Source organism: Streptomyces sp. NPDC053076, from assembly GCF_044546845.1.
Taxonomy (GTDB): Bacteria; Actinomycetota; Actinomycetes; order Streptomycetales; family Streptomycetaceae; genus Streptomyces.
On record NZ_JBITZL010000001.1, the window covers coordinates 404,475 to 424,052 of the forward strand.

14 protein-coding genes are annotated in these 19,578 nt (G+C 72.3%); 9 read left to right on the plus strand and 5 right to left on the minus strand.

Translation table 11 applies throughout. From position 1 onward, the window contains the following. Window positions 1-3 precede the first annotated feature (3 nt). Entirely contained in the window at window positions 4-2,574 is a 2,571-nt protein-coding gene (locus ACIGYR_RS01725) for an ATP-dependent Clp protease ATP-binding subunit (protein ID WP_399604776.1), read from the minus strand. Window positions 2,575-2,769: 195 nt separating this feature from the next. Beyond that, entirely contained in the window at window positions 2,770-3,546 is a 777-nt protein-coding gene (map, locus tag ACIGYR_RS01730) for a type I methionyl aminopeptidase (RefSeq protein WP_391841662.1), read from the minus strand. A gap of 54 nt (window positions 3,547-3,600) precedes the next feature. Between map and ACIGYR_RS01735 the strand changes: the two genes are divergently transcribed. The 9 genes from ACIGYR_RS01735 to ACIGYR_RS01775 all read left to right on the plus strand — a co-directional run bounded on the left by ACIGYR_RS01735 (window position 3,601) and on the right by ACIGYR_RS01775 (window position 14,489). Continuing rightward, on the plus strand, window positions 3,601-3,852 hold the full coding sequence (locus tag ACIGYR_RS01735; RefSeq protein WP_399604502.1) for a helix-turn-helix domain-containing protein: 252 nt from the start codon (window positions 3,601-3,603) through the stop codon (window positions 3,850-3,852). Between the two features lie 99 nt (window positions 3,853-3,951). Beyond that, window positions 3,952-5,334, plus strand: coding sequence for a hypothetical protein (locus ACIGYR_RS01740; RefSeq protein ID WP_399604500.1), 1,383 nt, complete (start codon window positions 3,952-3,954; stop codon window positions 5,332-5,334). Between the two features lie 203 nt (window positions 5,335-5,537). Beyond that, entirely contained in the window at window positions 5,538-6,380 is an 843-nt protein-coding gene (locus ACIGYR_RS01745) for a nitrilase-related carbon-nitrogen hydrolase (RefSeq protein ID WP_399604498.1), read from the plus strand. A gap of 29 nt (window positions 6,381-6,409) precedes the next feature. After that, window positions 6,410-7,669 carry an aspartate aminotransferase family protein gene (locus ACIGYR_RS01750; RefSeq protein WP_391842150.1) on the plus strand — a complete coding sequence of 420 codons (1,260 nt, stop codon included), beginning with the start codon at window positions 6,410-6,412 and terminating at the stop codon, window positions 7,667-7,669. A gap of 52 nt (window positions 7,670-7,721) precedes the next feature. Further along, the gene (locus ACIGYR_RS01755; protein ID WP_399604496.1) at window positions 7,722-9,299 is read left to right on the plus strand and encodes a PucR family transcriptional regulator; all 1,578 of its coding nucleotides are present in this window, start codon (window positions 7,722-7,724) and stop codon (window positions 9,297-9,299) included. A 155-nt stretch (window positions 9,300-9,454) separates the two neighbouring features. Beyond that, the gene (locus ACIGYR_RS01760) at window positions 9,455-10,297 is read left to right on the plus strand and encodes a nitrilase-related carbon-nitrogen hydrolase (protein WP_391841671.1); all 843 of its coding nucleotides are present in this window, start codon (window positions 9,455-9,457) and stop codon (window positions 10,295-10,297) included. Window positions 10,298-10,415: 118 nt separating this feature from the next. Beyond that, window positions 10,416-11,819 (plus strand): dihydropyrimidinase, encoded by a 1,404-nt coding sequence (gene hydA / locus ACIGYR_RS01765; protein ID WP_391841673.1) that lies wholly within the window; start codon window positions 10,416-10,418, stop codon window positions 11,817-11,819. Window positions 11,820-11,830: 11 nt separating this feature from the next. Then, entirely contained in the window at window positions 11,831-12,850 is a 1,020-nt protein-coding gene (locus ACIGYR_RS01770; RefSeq protein ID WP_391841675.1) for a TIGR03842 family LLM class F420-dependent oxidoreductase, read from the plus strand. Between the two features lie 112 nt (window positions 12,851-12,962). Next, window positions 12,963-14,489 carry an NCS1 family nucleobase:cation symporter-1 gene (locus ACIGYR_RS01775; protein ID WP_399604493.1) on the plus strand — a complete coding sequence of 509 codons (1,527 nt, stop codon included), beginning with the start codon at window positions 12,963-12,965 and terminating at the stop codon, window positions 14,487-14,489. Between the two features lie 91 nt (window positions 14,490-14,580). On the opposite strand, the gene ACIGYR_RS01780 is transcribed toward ACIGYR_RS01775, so the two are convergent. From ACIGYR_RS01780 to ACIGYR_RS01790, 3 genes are all read right to left on the minus strand, one after another. Continuing rightward, entirely contained in the window at window positions 14,581-15,249 is a 669-nt protein-coding gene (locus ACIGYR_RS01780; RefSeq protein ID WP_399604492.1) for a hypothetical protein, read from the minus strand. A 208-nt stretch (window positions 15,250-15,457) separates the two neighbouring features. After that, on the minus strand, window positions 15,458-16,522 hold the full coding sequence (locus ACIGYR_RS01785) for a biotin/lipoate A/B protein ligase family protein (RefSeq protein ID WP_399604489.1): 1,065 nt from the start codon (window positions 16,520-16,522) through the stop codon (window positions 15,458-15,460). 303 nt (window positions 16,523-16,825) lie between these two features. Then, window positions 16,826-19,576 carry an alkaline phosphatase family protein gene (locus ACIGYR_RS01790; RefSeq protein WP_399604487.1) on the minus strand — a complete coding sequence of 917 codons (2,751 nt, stop codon included), beginning with the start codon at window positions 19,574-19,576 and terminating at the stop codon, window positions 16,826-16,828. Window positions 19,577-19,578 lie beyond the last annotated feature (2 nt).

Here is a 19,578-nt window from a genome sequence, read left to right on the forward strand (position 1 = left end):
GTCTCACAACTCCGGTGCGGGCGGCCGGGCTTCCCCGGTCGCGGGGGTGGCGGGCGGCCGGGCTTCCTCGGTGCGGAAGTCCAGCCGTCCGTCGGTCACGTCCACCGTGACCCGGCTGCCCTCGGAGATCGTGCCGTCCAGCAGCAGCCGGGACAGCCGGTTGTCCACCTCCCGCTGGATGGTGCGGCGCAGCGGCCGGGCACCGTACTCCGGCTGGTAGCCGCGCTCGGCGAGCCAGTCGACGGCCGCGTCCGTGAACTCGACGCGCACGCCCTGGCCGTCCAGCAGCCGGCGGGTGCTCTCCAGCAACAGGTCGGTGATCTGCCGCAGTTGCTCGCTCGTCAGCTGCCGGAAGACCACGATCTCGTCGATCCGGTTGAGGAACTCCGGCCGGAAGTGCTCGCGCAGCGGCCGCAGGATCTGCTCGCGCCGCGCCTCCTCGTCGGCGTCCGCGCCACCTGGCCCGAACCCGATCCCGGCGCCCCGCCGGGTGATCGCCTCGGAGCCCAGGTTGCTGGTCATCACGATGACCGTGTTGGTGAAGTCCACCGTCCGGCCCTGGGAGTCGGTGAGCCGGCCGTCGTCGAGCACCTGGAGCAGGATGTTGAAGACGTCGGGGTGCGCCTTCTCCACCTCGTCCAGCAGAAGCAGCGAGTAGGGGTGCCGGCGCACCACCTCGGTGAGCTGCCCGGCCTCCTCGTGGCCGACGTACCCGGGCGGGGCGCCCACCAGCCGGGAGACGGTGTGCCGCTCCTGGTACTCGCTCATGTCCAGGCGCACCATGCGGTCCTCGCTGCCGAACAGTGCCTCCGCGAGCGCCCGGGCCAGCTCGGTCTTGCCGACGCCGGTCGGGCCGAGGAAGAGGAAGCTGCCGATCGGCCGGCGGGGACTCGCGAGCCCCGCGCGGGAGCGCAGCACCGCCTCGGACACCACCGAGACGGCCTCCTCCTGGCCGACCACCCGCTGATGCAGGTGCTCCTCCAGGCCGAGCAGCCGCTCCTTCTCCTCCTGGGTCAGCCGGCTGACCGGGATGCCGGTCTGCCGGGACACCACCTCGGCGATGGCCTCCGCCGTCACCTCCAGCTGTCCCTCGTCGGCCTTGTCCTCGTTGCTGGCCTCCACGATCTGCCGCTTCAGCTCGGCGATCCGGTCGCGCAGCTGTTTGGCCTGCTCGTAGTCCTCGTCCGCGACCGCCTGGTCCTTGTCCCGGACCAGTTGCTCGACCGAGCGCTCCAGCGCGCGGACGTCCGTGCCCTTGGTCCCGGCGCCGAGCCGGACCCGGGCGCCCGCCTGGTCTATCAGGTCGATCGCCTTGTCCGGCAGCCGCCGGTCGGTGAGGTACCGGTCCGACAGCTCCACGGCGGCGACCAGCGCCTCGTCGGTGTACTGGACCTGGTGGTGCGCCTCGTACCGGTCGCGCAGTCCGCGCAGGATCTCGACCGTGTCCGCGACGGTCGGCTCGGGCACCAGGATCGGCTGGAACCGGCGGGCCAGCGCCGCGTCCTTCTCGATCCGGCGGAACTCCTCCAGCGTGGTCGCGCCCACGATGTGCAGCTCGCCCCGGGCGAGGGCCGGCTTGAGGATGTTGCCGGCGTCCATCGCGCCGCCCTCGCCGCCGGAGCCGGCGCCGACGACGGTGTGCAGCTCGTCGATGAACACGATCAGCCGGTCGGAGTGGGCGCGGATCTCCTCCACGATGTTGTTCAGCCGCTCCTCGAAGTCACCCCGGTAGCGGGTGCCGGCCACGACCCCGGTGAGGTCCAGGGCGACGACCCGGCGGCCCGTCAGGACGTCCGGGACGTCGCCGTCCGCGATGCGCTGGGCGAGGCCCTCGACGACGGCCGTCTTGCCGACCCCCGCGTCCCCGATGAGGACCGGGTTGTTCTTGCCGCGCCGCGACAGCACCTCGATGGTCTGCTCGATCTCCATGTCCCGGCCGATGACCGGATCGACCCGGCCCTGCCGGGCCAGCTCGGTCAGATCCCGGCCGTACTTGTCCAGGGTCGGCGTGCCGGTGGGCCGCTGCCGCTCCGGGCGCGGCTGCGCGGTCTCCGGGGCCTCGGGCGGCATGCCGCCCGCCGAGAACCGGGCCGCGTTCAGGATGTGCCCGGCCGCCGAGTCGGGGTTCGAGGCCAGCGCGCTCAGCACGTGCTCCGGGCCGATGTACCCGGCGCCGCTCGCCCGGGCCATGTCGTGCGCGTCCAGCAGGGCGCGCTTGACGGCCGGGGTCAGCGACAGCGACGTCGGCGGGGGTGCCTCGCCCGGCGGGTGCTGGACCGGGCCGGCCCGGTCGTCGATCTCCGTCGCGAGCGAGTCCGGGTCCGCGCCCGCCCGGCTCAGCAGGCTCCGGGTGGGCTCCGCCGACACGGCGGCGCGCAGCAGGTGCTGGGTGTCCAGATCCCGGCTGCCGTGCTCGGCGGCGTACTGGGCGGCTCCTCTGACCAGCTCCCGGGCCGGCTGGCTGAGCAGGCGGCCGATGTCGATGTGGCGTGGCCCTTGCGCTCCGCCGGGCAGGCCGCCGAAGAAGCGGGCCATGAATTCACCGAAGGGGTCAGGAGGGTAGCCGTTGGTCATGGCGTGGGTTCCTTCGCTGACGACGAGCGGAGCGACCGGGTAACCCGGGGGCGGGTTGCTCATGCCCACGATGACACGATCCGTGGGGGCGGGCATGTTCGCCCAGGGGGCCCCTGCCCGGCCGGCGGCCAGGGGCCGTCGGGGCCGCTCGCGCCCGCGTGACGCGGCCGCTCGTCGGCCCGGTCCCCGCGACCGTCAGGGGGCTTCCCTGGCCGTCAGGATCCGGGGACCGGCGTCCGTGACGGCCACGGTGTGCTCGGCGTGGGCGGCCCGGGAGCCGTCGGTCGTGCGGAGTGTCCAGCCGTCGGCCGCCGCGCGGTAGGTGTCCACGCCGCCCGCGATCAGCATCGGTTCGATGGCGAGGACCATGCCGGGGCGCAACGGGAGGCCGCGGCCGGGGCGGCCCTCGTTGGGCACCCCGGGGTCCTCGTGCATACGACGGCCCACGCCGTGGCCGCCGAAGTCCTGCGGGATGCCGTACCCGCCCGCACGGCAGACCCGGCCGACGGCGTGCGCGATGTCGCCGATGCGGTTGCCGGCCACGGCCGCCGCGATGCCCGCCGCCAGGGCCCGTTCCGCGGTCTCGATCAGCCGGAGGTCCGCCGGGCGCGCGCGGCCCACCACGAAACTGATCGCCGAGTCGCCGACCCAGCCGTCCAGCTCGGCGCCGCAGTCGACGGAGAGCAGGTCGCCGTCGCGCAGCCGGTAGCGGGTGGGGATGCCGTGCACGATCGCGTCGTTCACCGAGGCGCAGATCACCGCGGGGAAGGGGGTCGGCGCGAAGGAGGGGCGGTAGCCGAGGAACGGCGAGGACGCCCCCGCCTCACGCAACACCTCCCGGGCCACCTCGTCCAGCTCCAGCAGCGGGACGCCGACGCGTGCCGCCTTCCGTACGGCCGTCAGGGCCCGGCCGACGACCTGGCCCGCCGCGTGCATCGCGTCGATCGACGCGTCCGTCTTCAGTTCCACCATGCCAATTACTATACCGGTATTTAAATGGGGTCGGGTGCAGGGCAGAATGGGGGCATGGTGCGCACCCCCCTGACTCCGGAAGAACGCGAACGCGGCGAGCGGCTCGGGCGGCTGCTGCGCGCGGCGCGCGGCGACCGCAGCATCGCCGACGTGGCCGCCGAGGCGGGTGTCTCGGCCGAGACACTCCGCAAGATCGAGACGGGCCGGGCGCCGACACCGGCGTTCTTCACGGTGGCCGCGCTGGCGGGCGCTCTCCGTCTGTCCATGGACGAACTGGCCGCGCTGTGCGCCCTGGTGGCCGTCTGAGCCGACCGCGCGCCGCTGGAAAACTCTCCGTAGCAAGCCCGTAACACGACTGGTGTTGCCTACCGGACGGAGTGCCGGCGGTCGGGCGGGAGGTGGGCGATGGCCGCGGATCGACTCCCCGGCCGGGTAGGGGAGTTCGCGAGCTACCTGGACGCCCTGCTGGCGCGCGTCGATCCGCGCGGCGGCTGGAGCGGGGTCTTCTGGCAGCGGGACCCCGAGGGCATGCGCGCGTGCCTCGACGGGCGTGAGGTGCTGCCGTGGGACGTGATGGAGGCGCTGCTGGACGACTTCGGCGCGGCGTACGGTTCCGCCGCCGCGGCGGCCGAGCGGCAACGGGCCCGCGCCCTGCACGCCGCCGCCGTCGCCGCGTACGACGCCCGGCCCGGTGCCCGGGACGCCCTCGTCGACCGGCTCGACGTGATGCTGCGCGAACGGCGGTACGCGGCGGAACGCCACGCCGAGCTGACCCGCCTGCTGTCGGCGCCGGCGACCGCGGAGGAGGCCGACTCCCTCCGCCTCGACCTCGCCTGGGCCGACGACGACCATGCCCGCGCCGCGGCCCGCTGCACCGAACTGGGCACACGCCTCGCCGACCTGGACCGACGTCCGACGCCGGGGGGAGCGGATGCGCGCGGGGGCGCGGACGCCCGGGGGCGGGACGAGTCCGTCGCGTCGGGTGCCGGTGCGGGTGCGGGTGCGGGTGCCAGGGCGGGTGCGGGTGCTGGTGCCGGTGCCGGTGCCGGTGCCGGAGAGGGTGAACGGCGTCGGCGGCGCCGGGGGAGTGCGCGGTTCGCCGGGATCGTCGACGAGGAGGAGGCCGTCCCTATCGCCGCGCCGCAGGCGTCCGCCGGTGTGCCGGACGCTGCCGCCGGGCGCCCGACGCCACGGGGGGCCCGCTTCGCCGGTGCCGCGGAGCCGGCCGCGCCGGTGCCGGGAGTCGTGGCTGTGGACGAGGGGGCCGCTCCGGTTGTCGCGGGGGCCGTCGAGCGGCTGGCCCGGCTGCGGGCCGAGGGGCGCACCGGGGAGGCGCACGCGCTGCTCGTCGAGGCCGTGCGGTGGCCCGTCGGCCGGCTGCCGCTGCTCGCCGACGCCCTGCACCGTGCCGGGCTCGGCGCCGACTGGGCCACGTTGCTGTGGGAGGCGGCCGCGCTGCCCGCCGAGTCGCTGGTCGCCGCCGCCGACGCGCTCACCGCGGCCGGGCGCGCCGACGACGGCCGGCAGATGCTGCGGCAGGGCGTGGCGCGACCCGCGGAGCAGATCGGCGCGGCCGTGCTGCGGCTGGAGGACGAGGGGCGGCACCGGGAGGCGCGGGCGCTCCTGGACGCCTGCGTGCGCGCCCGCACTCCGGAGGAGGCCGCCCGGTGCGCCGCCCCCGGCCCCCGGCGCCTCGTCCCGCTGCTGCTCCAGGCCGCGCGCGACGTCTCCGACGAGCGGCACTGGGACCTCGTGCACGCGCTGCGCGTCGCCGGGCACGCGCCGTGACCGGACGCCGCCGACAGCGTCCCGATGTGCCCCGGTCCGCCCCCCGGCCGTCGGATCCGCTCACCCACAGGGGTGTGAAACGTGATCGACTCCGCGCGTTGACGACGATGGTCTTGGCAAGGGCCTCGCGGAGGCTTACTTTCGTGCCTCTACGCCCTGCTCTACGGGCGTAGAGCTCTGAGGTCGTGTCGAAGGAGCAGCTCATGGCCAACGTCGTCCGCGCCGCTCTGGTCCAGGCCACCTGGACCGGCGACACCGAGTCCATGGTGGCGAAACACGAGGAGCACGCCCGCGAGGCCGCCCGCCGGGGCGCGAAGATCATCGGATTCCAGGAAGTCTTCAACGCCCCCTACTTCTGCCAGGTCCAGGAGCCGGAGCACTACCGCTGGGCCGAGCCGGTGCCCGACGGGCCGACCGTGCGCCGGATGCGCGAACTGGCCCGCGAGACCGGCATGGTGATCGTCGTCCCCGTCTTCGAGGTCGAGCAGTCCGGCTTCTACTACAACACCGCCGCCGTGATCGACGCCGACGGCACCTACCTCGGCAAGTACCGCAAGCACCACATCCCGCAGGTCAAGGGCTTCTGGGAGAAGTACTACTTCAAGCCCGGCAACCTGGGCTGGCCCGTCTTCGACACCGCCGTCGGCAAGGTCGGCGTCTACATCTGCTACGACCGGCACTTCCCCGAGGGATGGCGGCAACTCGGACTGAACGGCGCCCAGTTGGTCTACAACCCGTCCGCCACCCACCGGGGCCTGTCCGCGCACCTGTGGCAGCTCGAACAGCCCGCCGCGGCCGTCGCCAACGAGTACTTCGTCGCCGCCATCAACCGGGTGGGGCAGGAGGAGTACGGCGACAACGACTTCTACGGGACGTCGTACTTCGTCGACCCGCGCGGGCGGTTCGTGGGTGAGCCGGCCGGCGACAAGGCCGAGGAACTCCTCGTCCGCGACCTGGACTTCGACCTCATCGAGGAAGTGCGGCAGCAGTGGGCCTTCTACCGCGACCGCCGCCCCGACGCCTACGAAGGGCTGGTGCAGCCGTGAACGACCTCTACTCCCGCCACCGCCGTGTCATGCCCGACTGGCTCGCCCTCTACTACGACGACCCGATGGAGATCACCCACGGCGAGGGACGGCACGTCTGGGACTCCGCCGGCCGCAGGTACCTGGACTTCTTCGGCGGCATCCTGACCACGATGACCGCGCACGCGCTGCCCGAGGTGACCAAGGCGGTCAGCGAGCAGGCCGGACGGATCATCCACTCCTCGACCCTGTACCTCAACCGGCCGATGGTCGAACTCGCCGAGCGCGTCGCCCAGGTGAGCGGCATCCCGGACGCCCGGGTGTTCTTCACGACCTCCGGCACCGAGGCCAACGACACCGCCCTGCTGCTCGCCACCGCCCACCGGCGCAGCAACACCGTCCTGGCCATGCGCAACAGCTACCACGGCCGCTCCTTCAGCGCGGTCGGCATCACCGGCAACCGCGGCTGGTCCCCGACCTCCCTGTCGCCGTTGCAGACGCTGTACGTCCACGGCGGCGTGCGCACCCGGGGGCCGTTCGCCCACCTCGACGACCGCGCGTTCATCGACGCCTGCGTCGCCGACCTGAAAGACGTCCTCGGCCACACCCGGCCACCGGCCGCGCTGATCGCCGAACCCGTCCAGGGCGTCGGCGGGTTCACCTCGCCGCCCGACGGACTGTACGCGGCCTTCCGTGAGGTGCTGAACGCCCAGGGGATCCTGTGGATCGCCGACGAGGTGCAGACCGGCTGGGGCCGCACCGGCGACCACTTCTGGGGCTGGCAGGCGCACGCCCGCAGCGGACCGCCGGACATCGTCACCTTCGCCAAGGGCATCGGCAACGGCATGTCCATCGGCGGCGTCATCGCCCGCGCCGAGATCATGAACTGCCTGGACGCCAACAGCATCTCCACCTTCGGCGGCACCCAGATCACCATGGCCGCCGGCCTCGCCAACCTCGGCTACCTCCTCGAACACGACCTCCAGGGCAACGCCCGGCGCGTCGGCGGACTGCTCATCGAGCGGCTGCGCGCGATCGGCGCCCAGCTGCCCGGGGTGCGGGAGGTCCGCGGACGCGGGCTGATGATCGGTGTCGAGCTGGTCAAGCCCGGCACGGACGACGCCGACCCACAGGCCGCCGCCGCCGTGCTGGAGGCGGCCCGCGAGGGCGGCCTGCTCATCGGCAAGGGCGGCGGACACGACACCAGCGCCCTGCGGATCGCCCCGCCGCTGTCGCTGACCGTCGCCGAGGCCGAGGAGGGCGCGGCCGTCCTGGAACGCGCGCTGCGCAGCACGTACGAGAGCGGCTGAGCCGCACCAGCACGCCGTCGGGGAGCACGTACGAGAGAACGGGTGTACGGCCATGACCACCACCTCGGAGTACCGGCACACCGGACCCCAGCCGCCCGAACCGGTGCTGTCGGTGCGCCAGGTGCTGGCCCTGGAGCGGGTGCTCGCCGGAGAGCCCGAGGTGGTGGCCGGCCGGGACCGGCTCGACCGGCCGGTGCGCTGGGTGCACGTCGCCGAGGCCGCCGACGTCGGCGTGATGCTCAGCGGTGGGGAGATGGTCCTCACCACCGGTGTGCTGCTCGCCGGGGACGAGGCCCGGCAGGCCGAGTACATCCGGTCCCTGCACCGGGCGGAGGCGGCGGCCGTCGTCCTCGGCCTCGGGCGGGCCTTTCCCGCCCCGCCCGAGGTCATGCGCCGGGCCGCCGAGCGCTGCGGGCTGCCCATGGTCGTCCTGCACCGGCCGTTCCCCTTCGCCGAGCTGACCGAGGAGGTGCAGTCCCGGCTGATACGGCGCAAGTTCGCCGCGATCAGCATGTCGGAGACCGTCCGGACCGCCCTCACGGGACTGATCACGGCCGGCGCCCCGCCGCAACGGCTGCTCGACGAGATCGCCCGGCACAGCGGCTGCCCGGTCGTCGTCACCAACCTCGCCCACCGCGTCCTCGGCACGGCGGGGGAGCGGTCCGCGGTGGACGACGTGCTGCGCGACTGGGACCGGATCGCCCGGCAGGCGGGCGGCACCGCCGGCGACGGCTGGATCCGCGCCGAGCTGGGCGGACGAGGGGAGCGCTGGGGCCGGCTGCTGCTGTGCGGCTACCGGGGCGAGCCGGCCACCGGACGGATGCTCGCCGACCGGGCCGCCGAGGCCCTGGTGCTGCACCGGATGCTCGGCAACGGCTCCGCGCACAGCTGGGAGGAACAGTCCGCGCAGGGCCTGCTGACCGACCTCGTCTCCGGGGTCGTACCGGCCCGGCAGCTGCTGCCGCGGGCCCGGGCGGCCGGACTGCCGGTGGGCCGGCGGACCTTCGTGCCGCTCGTCGTGCGCGACCGCGGCCCCGAGCAACTCGACCGGGTGCTCCGCCTGCTGGGACTGCCGGGCATCGTCGCCGAACTCGCCGACGGGGCCGCGGCCGTGCTGCTCAGCCTCGCCCGCGACCAGGACGCCGAGGCGCTCACCGCGCACTTCGCGGCCCGGCTGCGGACCCGGGAGCCGGTCGTGGTCGCCGCCGCCGCTGCCCGTACCGCCTGGGAGGAGGTGCCCGACGGGCTGCGCGAGGCCCGGCACGTCGCGGACGCCGTCGCCGGTTCCTCCGCCGCCCTGGAGCTGCCGGCCGTCGTACGGCTGCGGGACGTCCATCTGCGCGGCCTGGTGCGGATGTTGCGCGACGACCCGCAGGTGCAGTCCTTCGCCGAGCGCGAGCTGGACGGGCTGCTGAGCGAGCCCGAGCCGGAGCTGCTGAGCGTCCTGCGGACGTATCTGGCGACGGGCCGCAACAAGTCCCGCACCGCGCTGCTCCACCACGTCTCCCGGCCGGCCCTGTACCGCCGCCTGGAGGCCATACAGGCTCGCCTCGGTGTCGACCTGGACGACTTCGAACAGGCGGCGTCCGTGCACATCGCGCTCCTCGCGCACGACGCGCAACAGGGGTGAAACATGCGAAGACCTGCGACAACGGCGGTGAAACATGGGCCCACGCACACGTGACACGGTGGCACGCCGACCGCCCGCGGACGTGACACGCTGCCCGTCGAACCGGCTCCCCGCACTTCCTAGGCTCACCGGACAACGAGCCGACGGAGGTCCCGATGAGCCGAGTGATCCGTGCCGCCCTCTTCCAGACCGCCTGGACCGGCGACAAGGAATCCATGATCCAGGTCCACGAGCAGGCGGCCCGCGACGCCGCCGCTCAGGGCGCCCAGGTCCTCTGTTTCCAGGAGCTGTTCTACGGCCCCTACTTCTGCCAGGTCCAGGACACGGCGTTCTACGAGTACGCCGAGCGGATCCCCGAGGGCCCGACCGTCCAGCGTTTCCAGGCCCTCGCCCGCGAGCTGGGCATCGTCCTGGTCCTGCCCATGTACGAGGAGGAGCAGCCGGGCGTCCTCTACAACACCGCGGCGGTGATCGACGCGGACGGCTCCTACCTCGGCAAGTACCGCAAGACCCACATCCCCCAGGTGCGGGGCTTCTGGGAGAAGTTCTACTTCCGCCCGGGCAACACCGGCTGGCCCGTCTTCGACACCGCCGCCGGCCGGATCGGCGTCTACATCTGCTACGACCGTCACTTCCCGGAAGGCTGGCGGGCACTGGGGCTCGCCGGTGCCGAGATCGTCTTCAACCCCTCGGCCACCTCGCGCGGCCTCTCCCGCTACCTGTGGCAGCTGGAACAGCCGGCGGCGGCCGTCGCCAACGAGTACTTCGTCGGCGCGATCAACCGGGTCGGCGTCGAGGACCTGGGCGACAACGACTTCTACGGCACCACGTACTTCGTGGACCCGGAGGCCCAGTTCGTCGGCGAGCCGGCGAGCGACAAGGAGACCGAACTCGTCGTCCGCGACCTGGACCTGGCCAAGCTCAAAGAGGTCCGCGACCGCTGGCAGTTCTACCGCGACCGGGCGCCCGGCGCGTACGGGCCGCTGACGGCACCGTAAAAGCGCGGGCCGTACGAGCGCCCCGAAGGGGCGCGGGACGGTGCCCGGTGTACGGCTGCCGCCGCGCGGGCGCGACCAGCCACCGACGACCCGCACGCGACCACGAAGGAGAGGGCCCATGAGCCGCCGAACAGTCATCCGCGGTGGTCTCGTCATCACCGCGTCGGACGAGATCCACGCCGACGTCCTGATCGAGGAGGGCCGCATCGCCGCCCTCGCCGCCTCCGGCACCCCCGCCGCCGGGGCGTTCACCGCCGACCGGGTCATCGACGCCGGCGGGAAGTACGTCATCCCGGGCGGCGTCGACGCCCACACCCACATGGAGCTGCCGTTCGGCGGCACCTCCGCCTCCGACACCTTCGAGACCGGCACCCGGGCCGCGGCCTGGGGCGGCACGACGACCATCGTGGACTTCGCGGTGCAGAGCGTCGGCCACACCCTGCGCGAGGGCCTGGACACCTGGCACGCCAAGGCCGAGGGCAACTGCGCGATCGACTACGCCTTCCACATGATCGTCTCCGACGTGAACCCCGGGACGCTCAAGGAGATGGACCTGCTGGTCGAGGAGGGCGTGACGAGCTTCAAGCAGTTCATGGCCTACCCGGGGGTCTTCTACTCCGACGACGGGCAGATCCTGCGCGCCATGCAGCGCTCCGCCGACAACGGCGGACTGATCATGATGCACGCCGAGAACGGCATCGCCATCGACGTACTGGTCGAACAGGCGCTGGCCCGCGGCGAGACCGACCCGCGGTACCACGGCGAGGTCCGCAAGGCCCTGCTGGAGGCCGAGGCCACGCACCGCGCCATCCGGCTGGCCCAGGTCGCCGGAGCCCCGCTGTACGTGGTGCACGTCTCGGCCATGGAGGCGGTGGCGGAGCTGGCCCGCGCCCGGGACGACGGGCTGAACGTCTTCGGGGAGACCTGCCCGCAGTACCTGTTCCTGTCCACCGACAACCTCGCCGAACCGGACTTCGAGGGCGCCAAGTACGTGTGCAGCACTCCGCTGCGGCCTCGCGAACACCAGGCGCGGCTCTGGCAGGGCCTGCGCACCAACGACCTCCAGGTCGTCTCCACCGACCACTGCCCCTTCTGCTTCACCGGCCAGAAGGAACTGGGCCGCGGCGACTTCTCCAAGATCCCCAACGGCCTGCCGGGCGTGGAGAACCGTATGGACCTGCTCCACCAGGCGGTCGTCGACGGGCACATCTCCCGCCGCCGCTGGATCGAGATCGCCTGCGCCACCCCGGCCCGGATGTTCGGCCTGTACCCGAAGAAGGGCACCATCACCCCGGGGGCGGACGCGGACGTCGTCATCTACGACCCGCACGCCGAACAGGTGATGTCCGCCGAGACCCACCACATGAACGTCGACTACTCCGCGTACGAGGGCACACGCGTCACCGGCCGGGTCGAGACGGTCCTGTCGCGTGGCGAACTCGTCGTCGACCAGCGGGAGTACACCGGACGCGCCGGGCACGGCGTCTACACCCCGCGTTCCACCTGCCAGTACCTGAACTAGGAGTGGTGCCCATGGACTTCGGACTCGTCCTGCAGACCGACCCGCCCGCCTCCCGCGTCGTCAGCCTGATGAAACGGGCCGAGCGCAACGGCTTCCGCTACGGCTGGACGTTCGACTCCGCCGTGCTCTGGCAGGAACCGTTCGTGATCTACAGCCAGATCCTCGCGAACACCCGGCACCTGAAGGTCGGCCCGATGGTCACCAACCCGGGCACCCGCACCTGGGAGGTCACCGCCTCCACCTTCGCCACCCTCAACGACATGTTCGGCAACCGCACCGTCTGCGGCATCGGCCGCGGCGACTCCGCGATGCGCGTCGCCGGGCGCAAACCCAACACCCTCGCCCGGATCAGCGAGGCCATGAAGGTCATCCGCGCCCTCGGCCGCGGCGACGAGGCCGATCTCGGCGGCACGAAGATCCGCTTCCCCTGGGTCCAGGAGGGCGCCGAACTCCCCGTCTGGATGGCGGCCTACGGCCCCAAGGCGCTGAAGATGACCGGTGAGGAGGCCGACGGCTTCATCCTCCAGCTCGCCGACCTCTACCTGACCGAATACATGGTGAAGGCCGTCAAGGACGCGGCGACGGCGGCCGGCCGTGACCCGTCCGAGGTGACCGTCTGCGTCGCCGCCCCGGCGTACGTCACCGAGGACGACTCGCCCGAGGCCCTCGCCCACGCCCGCGATCAGTGCCGCTGGTTCGGCGGCATGGTCGGCAACCACGTCGCCGACCTGGTCGCCAAGTACGGCGAACACTCCGCCCAGGTCCCCGAGGAACTCACCGACTACATCAAGGCCCGGCAGGGCTACGACTACTCCCACCACGGACGCAGCGACAACCCGGACACCCGGTTCGTGCCCGACGAGATCGTGGACCGGTTCTGCGTCATCGGCCCCGTCGAGAAGCACGTCGAGAAGCTGAAGGCACTGAGAGCCCTGGGCGTCGAGCAGTTCGCGGTGTACGACATGCACGACGCGCAGGAGGCCACGATCGACGCCTACGGCACGAAGGTGATCCCGGCCGTCAACGCCTGACCCCGCTCCCCGCCCCCCACGCCCCTCTTGGTCTCCCCTCCCCGCCGTCCCGGGGAGGGGGCTGGTGCCCGCACGGCCTCTCCCGATCCGCCTCTCCCCGATTGGCCAGCCCATGACCGACTCCGCCCCCGCGGCCATACCGCCCTCCGGTCAAGTCACCCTCCCCGACGGGCGCGTGGAACTCGCCCCCGGCACACCGCCGCCCAGCGGCCCCTACGCCAACGACGACCTGCTCCCGGTCCCCGCGACGGGGCGGACATGGACGACGTACAACTTCTCGGCACTGTGGGTCGGCATGGCCCACAACACCGCGTCCTGGACCCTCGCCTCGGGCCTGATCGCCGTCGGGATGGACTGGAAGCAGGCGGTGTTCACCATCGCCCTCGCCAACCTGATCGTGCTGGTGCCGATGCTGCTGACCGGGCACGCGGGCCCCAAGTACGGCATCCCCTTCCCGGTCTTCGCCCGCGCCTCCTTCGGTGTCCGAGGCGCCAACCTTCCTGCGGTCGTCCGGGCGTTGGTGGCCTGCGGCTGGTTCGGCATCCAGACCTGGATCGGCGGCGAGGCGATCTACTTCCTCGCCGGGAAGCTGATCGGCGACGGCTGGTCGAACGCCGCGCACCTCGGCGGCCACGCCTGGACCATGTGGCTGTCCTTCGCGATCTTCTGGGTCGTCCAGGTCGCGATCATCTACCGGGGCATGGAGACCATCCGCCGCTTCGAGAACTGGGCCGCGCCCTTCGTCCTCGTCGGCGCCTTCGTGATGCTGTGGTGGATGAGCAGCAAGGCCGGCGGCGTCGGCCCGCTCTTCGACCAGCCCTCCAGGCTGGGCTGGGACGGGGACTTCTGGGATCTGTTCTGGCCCTCGTTGATGGGCATGATCGGGTTCTGGTCCACCTTGAGCCTGAACATCCCGGACTTCACCCGGTACGGACGGAGCCAGAAGGCGCAGACGTGGGGCCAGGCCCTGGGCCTGCCGACCACCATGACCCTGTTCGCGTTCCTGTCGGTGCTGGTCACCTCGGGCTCGCAGGCGGTGTACGGCGAGCCGGTCTGGGATCCGGTGCAACTGGCGGCGAAGACGGACAACGTGGTCGGCCTGCTCTACGCGCTCGTCACGGTCCTGGTGGCCACCCTCTCGGTGAACATCGCGGCCAACCTGGTCTCGCCCGCCTTCGACTTCTCCAACGTGGCGCCCAGGAAGGTGAGTTTCCGCACCGGAGCGCTCATCACCGCCGTCCTGGCGGTCCTGATCTTCCCGTGGAAGCTGTACTCCGACCCGCAGGGCTACATCTTCACCTGGCTCGGCCTGGTCGGCGGCCTGCTCGGCACGGTCGCGGGCATCCTCGTCACCGACTACTGGCTGCTGCGCCGCACCCGGCTGGACCTCGCCGACCTGTACCGCGCGGGCGGCCGTTACTGGTACGCCGGCGGCTGGAACTGGCGGGCGGTCGCCGCCTTCCTGGCGGGTGGCGTCCTCGCGGTCGGTGGCGCGAGCTTCAAGCCGCTGATCGACGGCCGTCCCGTCCCGGCACTGTCCCCGCTCGCCGACTACGGGTGGGCGGTGGGCCTGGGCACCTCCTCGGTGCTGTACCTGGCGCTGACCCTTGCCCTGGGCCGGGGCGGCCGCACCGGCTGAGCCCGTCATCCTCCGCGGCGGCGATGCCGGTGCGGACGCGGCCGGGGCTTCCGCCCGGCCGGCCCGACGGTCCGGCACCGGCGGCCGGGGCTCAGCCCTCGCCGCCGCCCAGCGCGGCCACCGCGGACTTCGCCGCCTTGATGGCCCCCTTGTTGATCTCGTCGGTGCCGGGGGCCTTCTTGGACTCGAAGTCACTGCCGCTGTAGGTGACGACGACGAGGGCGTTGGCGACGCGGACCAGCACCACGCCCTCGCGGGTCTGCTGCTCGTCCTCCGTGGTGAGGTTCACGACCGAGTAGGCGCCGTCCCCGAGCCCCGGGACGGCCCCGCCGCCGCTCCTCTCCTCGACCCGCTGCTCGTACGCCTTCGTCGCCTCCTGTTCCGACGGGCTGATCTCGAACGACACGTCGAGCCAGCGGTAGTCGTACCCGTGGAGCGCGTTCCAGGAGCAGGTGCGGCGCAGCTCGGTGTCCGTCGACGGGATCTCCTTGCCGGCCGTCTTCGCCCCCGGCACCAGCGACCTGATGGTGGCGGCGGGCACGCCGGCACAGGGAGCGGGCGCGGTGGCGTACGCGTTCGCCGCCGCGGTGGCGGACGGGCTCGCGGCGGAGGACCCCGCGGGTGTGTTCTGGGCCGTCCGGTGCCCGGCGGCGGCGGGTGGGGCCACCGGTCCGGATGTCAGCACCCAGCCGGCACAGGCGAGTACCGCGACCGGCGACAGACGCGCGGTGAGCGCGAGCGGCAGAGGAAGGGAACGCACGGCGCACTTCTCGTGGGGGAGGTGGTGCGGAGGGGTCCGCAGTGTGGACAGGGACGACAGTGTCACACGACTGCCTGTGGGGCGGAAGGGCCAACGCGGTGCGTGCCCGGCCGGTCACAGCCGCTCGGTCCTGACGTACTCCTTTGCCCCTTATGCCCGTTGGCCCGTCACCGGTTCGCAGCCCCCCGCGCCACCGGCCGACGACGGGTCACGGCACCCTCGCCGTCCACTGCGGCGATGTGAACTTGACGCGAGCCAGCTCCGCCGCCCGGGCCAGTTCCTCATCGGTGACCTTGCCCTGCGCCAGGCCGTAGCGCGCCCGGAACGAGCCGATCATCCGGTCGATGACGGCCTCGCGCGGCAGCCCCGTCTGCCGCCGCAGCGGATCGACCCGCTTCTTCGCACTGCCCGTCCCCTTGCCGGACAGCTTCTCCCGCCCGATGCGCAGCACCTCGACCATCTTGTCGGCGTCGATGTCGTACGCCATGGTCACGTGATGCAGCACGGCACCCGGGCCCCCGCCGGGCCCGACGATCCGCTTCTGTGCCGCGCCCGCGATCTTGCCCTGGTCGGTGGCGATGTCGTTCAGCGGCTGGTACCAGGCCCGGACGCCCATGTCGCCGAGGGCGCCCAGCACCCAGTCGTCCAGATAGGCGTAGCTGTCCTGGAAGGACAGGCCCTGCACCAGGGAGTCGGGCACCGACAGCGAGTAGGTGATCGTGTTGCCGGGCTCCACGAACATCGCGCCGCCGCCGGAGATCCGCCGCACCACCTCGATGCCGTGCCGGGCGGCGCCCCTGGGATCCACCTCGTTGCGCAACGACTGGAAACTGCCGATGATCACCGCCGGGGCGGCCCACTCCCACACCCGCAGCGTCGGCGGGCGCCGGCCCGCGGCCACCTCGGCCGTCAGCACCTCGTCCAGCGCCATGTGCAGGGCCGGCGGCTGCGCAGCCTCGTGGATCAGCTGCCAGTCGTAGTCGGTCCAGTCCGTGGCGTGCGCGAGCGCACGGCGCACCGCGACGCCCACGCCCTCCGAGGACAGGCCGTACATCACCGTCCCCGCAGGGAGCGCCGCCTCGATCCGCGCGGCCAGCCCCGCCGTGTCGGTGTCCGCGGGGGCGCCCTCCAGCGCCCCGTTCACCGCGTCCAGCGCCTCGTCCGGCTCCAGGAAGAAGTCGCCCGCCACGCGCACGTGCCGCAGCACGCCGTCCTCGACGTCCACGTCCACCACGACGAGCTTGCCGCCGGGCACCTTGTACTCACCATGCACAGCCAGGGCCTCCGTTCCTGCCGCACGAGAGGAACGTCCGCTCCGGCCGTGGTGTTCCCGGCAGCCGCGCCGGCCGCCCTCAGGCGACCCAGCCGGTCAGCAGTCCCGCCAGGAGGGCGGCGGGGCCCGCGACCCAGGGGGCGACCGAGCGTTCTGTCCTCCATGTGCCGATGGTGATCGCGCGGACGGGAACCGCTGGGAGACCCCTGGCAGGCGGTCGGCCTGGCAGGGGTCCTTCCCGTCCAGGGGTCTCTCAGCCGTCGGGCCCCGGTGACGGGTGAGCGGTCGGACTCCGGTGACGGGTCAGCCGTCGGACTCCGGTGAGGGGATGTAGGCGCCGGGTACGTCGTTCGGTGCGTAGATCTTCTTCTCGCCGGGGTACGGACGCGTCCAGTCGTGGGTCTGGTACCAGGTGAGGTGGTTCATCTGGGCCGGGTTGGCGTAGTCGGGGATGGCGTGGGAGCCGGTCAGGTGCTGCTTGGACTTCCAGGCGTCCCACGTGGCGGCGAGGGGCGCCTTGTCCGCCGGTACCTTCGCCGACGGGACGGCCGCCGCCTTGGGGTCCTGGGCGGCGGGGATGTCCACGCCGCAGGGCGGCGGGGTCTTCAGGCCGTCGGTCAGCGAGGTGCGGTTGGGCAGGGCGGTGAACGGCGTGTAGTCGGGGTGCCGGGTGAACGCGCCCCGCATGGGGGTGGCCGCGCTGTCCTTCTGGTTCATCGGGTGGATCCCGAGGATCTGCTCGATGGTGCGGATCATCGTGATCTGCGAGTAGTAGTGGCTGTCGACGGTGCCGTGCTGGGACCAGGGGCTGATGATCTGGACCGGGGCGCGGTGGCCGTCGACGTGGTCCAGGCCGGCCTGGGAGTCGTCCTCGACGACGAAGATCGCCGAGTCCTTCCAGTACCTGCTGTGCGAGATCTTGTCGATGATCTTGCCGGTGGCGAGGTCGTTGTCGGCGACCTGGGCGGCCGGGCCGGCCGGGCCACCGGTGTGGTCGCTGGAGAGCCAGAACATGTTCAGGTTCGCCGGGCCGTTCTTCTCGAAGTCCTGGTTCCAGATCGCGTACCGGTACAGGTCCGGGACGCTGGTGTCGAACTTCGGGAAGCCGGGCACCGACACGCTGTTGAGCGACGGGATCGGCGAGGAGGAGTTCAGGGGGTAGGCGGTCGTCTGGCCGGTCGCGTTCATGTTCTTGGCGTCGCAGTACAGGTTCTGCCAGCTGGCGCCGGACGGCTTGGTCAGGAACTGCTGGAACTCGCCGAAGTCCCGCACGCTCTTGCCGGCCGCCTGTGCGCCCGTCCACAGGAAGCCGGTCTTCTGGTGGCCGAGGGCGTCGTCCTCGGTGTCGTAGCTGCGCTTGTACTCGCCGGCCGAGGACTCGGTGTACTCGGGGTTGTCGGCCTGCATGAGCCAGTTGTGGCCCTCGGCGGAGTTGGTGCCGATGTCGTAGGTGTTGTCGTACAGCCCGAACTGCTCGGCCAGCGCGTGCTGATTGGGCGTCACATTCGCGCCGAACTGCGTCAGCGACGGGTCGCCGTTGCCCTCGGGGATGTCACCGAGGACCTGGTCGTAGGTGCGGTTCTCCTTGACGATCAGGAAGACGTGCTTGATCGTCGACGGGTCGCCGATCCGCGCCGGGACCGGCTGCGGCCTGGCGTGGCGGTGGCCCTTGGCCGGCGGGACGGAGCCGGCGCTCCAGCCGTTCTGCCGGAAGACCTTGGCGGTCTGGGAGCGGATGACACGGTCGCTGGGCAGGGTGAACTGCGTCAGGCTGGAGGTCGTGTCGTGGGTGGCGTGGCCGGCGCTGTCGGGGCGGCGCGCGTCGATGCCGCGGGTGTGGGAGACGACGACCTTCTTGCCCACGGTGGTGATCTCGGCGGGGAAGTAGTCCGTCGGGAGGAGGCCGATGTAGCTGACCGGCTCCTGCGGGGAGACGTAACGGTAGACGGCGACGGCGTTGGCCCGGCCGAGCGTCACCAGCAGGTGGCCGTCGCCGGTGAGGGTCACGGCGTCGGGCTCGTAGCCGACCGAGGCCTCCGGCCACGGCTGGGTGGAGATGGTCTGTACGACGTGGTCGTCGGCGGTGTTGATGACCGACACGTTGTCGTCGGCGGTGTTGGTGACGAACACCGCGCCGCGCTGGGCGTACACGGCGGTCGGGTGCAGGCCGACGTCGATGGTGCCGACGGCGGCGGACGGGTCGGCCAGGTCGATGACGCTGACCGTGCCGGTGGTGGTGGCGCCGGTCTTCGGGTCGGCCGGCACCTGTGTGCCGTAGGAGTTGAGTGTGGAGTCCCCGGCCTTCGCGGGCCGCCCGCCCTCGTTGCCGACGTAGAGCCTGTCGCCGACCCGGGCCATGCCGCGCGGGGCGTTGCCCACCGCCCAGCTCCGCGTGACGGCCCCGGTCGCCGCGTCGATCGCCACCACCCGGTTCTGGCCGTTGACCGCGGCGTACACGGTGGAGCCGTCGGCGGAGAACACCGCCGCGGCGACCAGGGCCTGCTTGCCGCCGTCGGCCGGGATCTTGACGGTCACCGGGTCGGCGAGCGTGCCGTCCGCGTTCACGGTGAACTTGGTGTAGCCGTCGGCCTGGCCCAGCCACAGCTGCTTGCCGTCGGGTGAGTACGTCGGGCCTTCCTGGCCGACGGAGCCGCTGCTGATGCGCAGGTCGTCGGCGGCGTTGGTGCCGACACGCTGCTTGATCCGCCCGGTCGCCAGGTCCACGATGACCAGCGCGGCGTCGCCGTCGGTGACCGCGGCGGCGAGGTGGCCGCCGTCCGGGCTGACCGTCGACGACATGATCTTGCCGTCGTTGATGACGAGGCGGTCGCCGAACGGGGCGATGTACTGGTCGGCGGAGACGACCTGGCCCCTGTCGGTGACCTGGCCGACCTGGTCGGTGCCGAACTGGCGGGTCTCGGCGACGGCGGTGCCGGTGGCCAGGGCGGCCGTGGTGATGCATGCCGTGACCAGCGTGGCCCTGCGGCTGACACGTCTGCCCAGCAGGTCGTAGTACTTCTTCTCGGCCTGCCTGCGGCGGCGTGCTATCTGCATGA

What these genes read in the sequence shown, in the direction of transcription:
- ACIGYR_RS01725 (WP_399604776.1), bottom strand. Translation starts at nt 2,574, where the DNA reads ATGACCAACGGCTACCCTCCTGACCCCTTCGGTGAATTCATGGCCCGC.
- map (WP_391841662.1), bottom strand. Translation starts at nt 3,546, where the DNA reads ATGGTGGAACTGAAGACGGACGCGTCGATCGACGCGATGCACGCGGCG.
- ACIGYR_RS01735 (WP_399604502.1), top strand. Translation starts at nt 3,601, where the DNA reads ATGGTGCGCACCCCCCTGACTCCGGAAGAACGCGAACGCGGCGAGCGG.
- ACIGYR_RS01740 (WP_399604500.1), top strand. Translation starts at nt 3,952, where the DNA reads ATGGCCGCGGATCGACTCCCCGGCCGGGTAGGGGAGTTCGCGAGCTAC.
- ACIGYR_RS01745 (WP_399604498.1), top strand. Translation starts at nt 5,538, where the DNA reads ATGGCCAACGTCGTCCGCGCCGCTCTGGTCCAGGCCACCTGGACCGGC.
- ACIGYR_RS01750 (WP_391842150.1), top strand. Translation starts at nt 6,410, where the DNA reads ATGCCCGACTGGCTCGCCCTCTACTACGACGACCCGATGGAGATCACC.
- ACIGYR_RS01755 (WP_399604496.1), top strand. Translation starts at nt 7,722, where the DNA reads ATGACCACCACCTCGGAGTACCGGCACACCGGACCCCAGCCGCCCGAA.
- ACIGYR_RS01760 (WP_391841671.1), top strand. Translation starts at nt 9,455, where the DNA reads ATGAGCCGAGTGATCCGTGCCGCCCTCTTCCAGACCGCCTGGACCGGC.
- hydA (WP_391841673.1), top strand. Translation starts at nt 10,416, where the DNA reads ATGAGCCGCCGAACAGTCATCCGCGGTGGTCTCGTCATCACCGCGTCG.
- ACIGYR_RS01770 (WP_391841675.1), top strand. Translation starts at nt 11,831, where the DNA reads ATGGACTTCGGACTCGTCCTGCAGACCGACCCGCCCGCCTCCCGCGTC.
- ACIGYR_RS01775 (WP_399604493.1), top strand. Translation starts at nt 12,963, where the DNA reads ATGACCGACTCCGCCCCCGCGGCCATACCGCCCTCCGGTCAAGTCACC.
- ACIGYR_RS01790 (WP_399604487.1), bottom strand. Translation starts at nt 19,576, where the DNA reads ATGCAGATAGCACGCCGCCGCAGGCAGGCCGAGAAGAAGTACTACGAC.